The 3,606-nt window shown below is 67.8% G+C and carries 3 protein-coding genes; all 3 read left to right on the forward strand.

The genetic code is table 11. The features are described 5' to 3' along the window. On the forward strand, positions 1-746 hold a 746-nt coding region (gene nudC / locus WAW85_RS06410), incomplete at its 5' end, for an NAD(+) diphosphatase (protein WP_422558798.1). Next, a complete protein-coding gene (locus tag WAW85_RS06415; RefSeq protein ID WP_422558799.1) occupies positions 734-976 on the forward strand; it encodes a mycoredoxin in 243 nt (80 codons plus the stop codon). The genes nudC and WAW85_RS06415, both read left to right, overlap by 13 nt. Before the next feature lie 46 nt (positions 977-1,022). Continuing rightward, the gene (locus WAW85_RS06420) at positions 1,023-3,101 is read left to right on the forward strand and encodes an ATP-dependent DNA helicase UvrD2 (protein ID WP_422558800.1); all 2,079 of its coding nucleotides are present in this window, start codon (positions 1,023-1,025) and stop codon (positions 3,099-3,101) included. Positions 3,102-3,606 lie beyond the last annotated feature (505 nt).

Below are 3,606 nucleotides of genomic sequence, written 5' to 3' on the forward strand. Positions count from 1 at the left end.
CCGCACCGCCGGCCGATGCCGTCTTTCTCGGCGTCGTCGGCGATCACGACCTGTGGGCCCGCCGCGCCGCCGACCTGCCCGGCCCGGTGAGTGATCCGCGGATGGGCGCGCACTTGCTCTCCGCGGATGACGCCGGTCTGCTGGCCACCGCGTTGGGCATCCTGAACTGGCATCGGGCCGCGCGGTTCTCGCCGATCGACGGCGCACCCACCGTCAGCGCCCGCGCCGGGTGGGTGCGGCGCAGTGACGCGGGCGCCGATGAGTTTCCGCGCACCGATCCGGCGGTGATCATGGTGGTGCACGACGGCGGCGATCACATCCTGCTCGGCCGCCAGCACGCGTGGGCGAATCCGCGGTTCTCCACGCTGGCCGGGTTCGTCGAACCGGGGGAGTCGGTGGAACAGTGCGTGATCCGTGAGGTGGCTGAGGAGGTTGGCATCACCGCCCGGTCCCCGCACTATCTGGGGTCGCAGCCGTGGCCGTTCCCGCGGTCGCTGATGCTCGGTTTCGAGGTGATCGCCGATCCGGATCAGCCGGTGGCCCTGCTCGACGGCGAGCTCGCCGACGCCCGGTGGTTCACTCGGGATCAGGTGCGCGAAGCGCTGGATCAACGGGCCGATTGGGGTGCCCAAGCGCCGACGGCGGCGCTGCTGCTGCCGCCGTCGGTGTCCATTGCCCGCTCGCTCATCACCAGCTGGGCGCTGGCCAAGAAGAAGCATCTAGAATGGCCAGTATGGCCGATCTGACTGTGTACACGACCTCCTGGTGCCCGTTCTGCAACCGGCTCAAGATGAGTTTGGACCGCAACCACATCGAGTACACCGAGATCGATATCGAGGCCAGCCCGGAGGCCGCTGAGTTCGTCGGCAGCGTCAACGGCGGTAACCATGTGGTTCCGACGGTGCAGTTCGCTGACGGCTCCACCAAGACCAATCCGGGAATTGGCGAGGTCATGAGCGCGCTCGGTCTGCTCTGACGCTCGCGCCGACGAGAACGTCGGTATCGCATGAGAGAGTGTGCCCATGATCTCGATCCGCGACGGACTGGATCCGCAGCAGCTCGAAGCGGTGCTCGCACCGCGGGGGCCGGTGTGTGTGCTGGCCGGTGCGGGCACCGGTAAGACCCGCACCATCACCCGCCGCATCGCGGCGCTGGTTGACTCCGGTCAGGTGAACCCAAGCCAGGTGCTGGCCGTGACGTTCACCGCGCGCGCTGCCGCGGAGATGCGCCAACGGCTTGCCGCGCTGGGGGTTTCGGCTCCGGGGGGCTCGGTGTCGGCGCTCACCTTCCACGCCGCGGCACTGCGGCAGCTGCGCTACTTCTGGCCGCAGGTGTATGGCAGCGCCCGCTGGGAACTGATGGACAGCAAGTTTCCGATGGTGCGCCGCGCCGCCCGCGACGTGGGTTTGGAGGCTGCCGACCGGGAACTGATCCGGGACCTGGCGGCGGAGATCGAATGGGCAAAATCGTCGTTGATCGATCCGTCCCGTTACGTCGCCAGCAGCAAGACCGGCAGCCGGGACCTTCCGGTGAAAGCCGATACGGTGGCCGAGGTGTTCCGCGCCTATGAGGAGGCCAAGCGTGCGCCGGGTGGCGACTTCCTGCTCGACTTTGAAGACCTGATCGGCTTCACCACCCTGGCGCTGACCAGTAACGGCCCGATCGCCGACGAGTTCCGCGGCCGATACCGGAGCTTCGTTGTCGACGAGTACCAGGATGTGACACCGCTGCAGCAGGGACTCCTGGATACGTGGTTGGGCGGCCGCGACGACCTGACCGTCGTCGGCGATGCGAACCAGACCATCTACAGTTTCACCGCGGCCACCCCGGAATTCCTCCTCGATTTCACCCGGGTCTATCCCGAAGCGACCCTGGTCCGGCTGCAGCGCGACTACCGGTCGACTCCGGAAGTGGTGGCGCTGGCCAACGGCGTGATCGGCCAGGCCGCCGGCCGGATGTCCGGTTCGCGGCTCGAACTGATCGGTATGCGGCCGACCGGGCCGGACCCGGTCTTCGTCGAGTACCCGGATGCGACCGCCGAGGTGGTCGGGGTAGTCGCCGAGATCAAACGGCTGCTGCGAGCCGGCGTAGCGGCTGCCGAGATTGCGGTGCTGTACCGGATCAACGCCATGTCCGAAGGCTACGAGGAGGCGCTCGCGGCCGCCGGAATCGAATACCGGGTCCGCGGCGATCATGGTTTCTTCGAACGACCCCAGGTGGTTGCGGCGCTGCGACGGCTGACCACGCTGGCACAGGGCGACGCGCCGCAGATGCCGTCCGCGCAGGCTGTGCGCACCGCGCTGACGCCACTCGGGTTCGCCGAGACGGCGCCGCCGGGCAGCCAGGCGAAGGTGAACTGGCAGCAGATGTGCCGCCTCGTCGAACTAGTCGACGATGTGCTGACGCAGCGCCCGACGTTGACATTCGCGCAGACGGTCGCGGCGCTGAGCGATCGGGCGCGGACCGAATCGGAGTCCGACCGCGGCATCACGCTCGCCTCCTTCCACGCGGCCAAGGGCCTGGAGTGGGATGCGGTGCTCCTGACCGGACTGCACGAGGGTTCGGTGCCGCTGACCCGGGCCAGCAAGGCCGCGGCTCAGGTGGAGGAGGAACGCCGGCTGCTGTACGTGGGTATCACGCGCGCCCGCACGCACCTGCACCTGTCGTGGTCGCTGGCCCGCAGCGAGGGACGGCAGGCCAGCCGTCGTCGTTCCCGGTTCCTCGACGGGATGATCCCTTCGACAAGCTCAGGGAGCAATTCCGCACGCTCCGGGAGCAATTCCGCACGCTCCGGGGTTCTCGGATCGCTCCCTGAGCCTGTCGAAGGGTCCGACCTGCGCGGGCCGGACCCGGCCGTGCACGAGGCGCTCCGGCAATGGCGCGACGACTACGCGGCCGACCGCGGCTGCGATGCCCGCAATGTGTGCAGCGGCAATATGCTCAAGCAACTGGCACGGATGCTGCCGGCGACCCCGGCGGAACTGTCCCGGGTCAGCGGGATGAACGCGGAGCGCATGGACGAGATCGGCGCCGACGTGCTCGCCCTGGTCGCCGAACACCGGAAAACTCCAGAATCTCGGAAAACGCCAGCTCAAAAATAGTTTGTGCCCCTTTGCTCGGCGGCGTAGTCTTGGCGTCGTTGTCTCGAAGAGGAAAGGGGAATCACCGTCATGATCGGCTTCACGCATTCGCAGTACGCATCGATCGCCGCCGCACGCGTACGTGTCGGCGCACGAGCGCACTGGCGATTCCCCGAGGCCCCCGGCCGTCGATCACACCGGATCTGACGACCATCAGCACAGTCTGACCCACCGGCCTCGGCGAATCGCGACAGCGAATCCCCGGGGCCCTTCTCGTTGGTCATCCACGTTGGTCGTCCACACAGTCGGCCGGGCCGGGAATCGCATACGACACGCCATTCCCTTTGTCGACGAAAGCAGCTCCCATGACCATCACTGACATGCTGACCCCGCGCGCCGGGGACACGTTCACCCCGCACCGAATAGACCTGCCGTGCCAGGCGGCAGGCGCGGCCGACCTCTGGTTCGCGGAAGAACCGACCCAACTGGAGACGGCCAAAGCGCTCTGCCGCGAGTGCCCGCTGCA

It is taken from the genome of Gordonia sp. (in: high G+C Gram-positive bacteria), from assembly GCF_049299075.1.
Classification (GTDB): Bacteria; Actinomycetota; Actinomycetes; order Mycobacteriales; family Mycobacteriaceae; genus Gordonia.

Coding starts and splice junctions, on each gene's coding strand:
- WAW85_RS06420 (WP_422558800.1), top strand. CDS start 1,023: ATGATCTCGATCCGCGACGGACTGGATCCGCAGCAGCTCGAAGCGGTG.
- WAW85_RS06415 (WP_422558799.1), top strand. CDS start 734: ATGGCCGATCTGACTGTGTACACGACCTCCTGGTGCCCGTTCTGCAAC.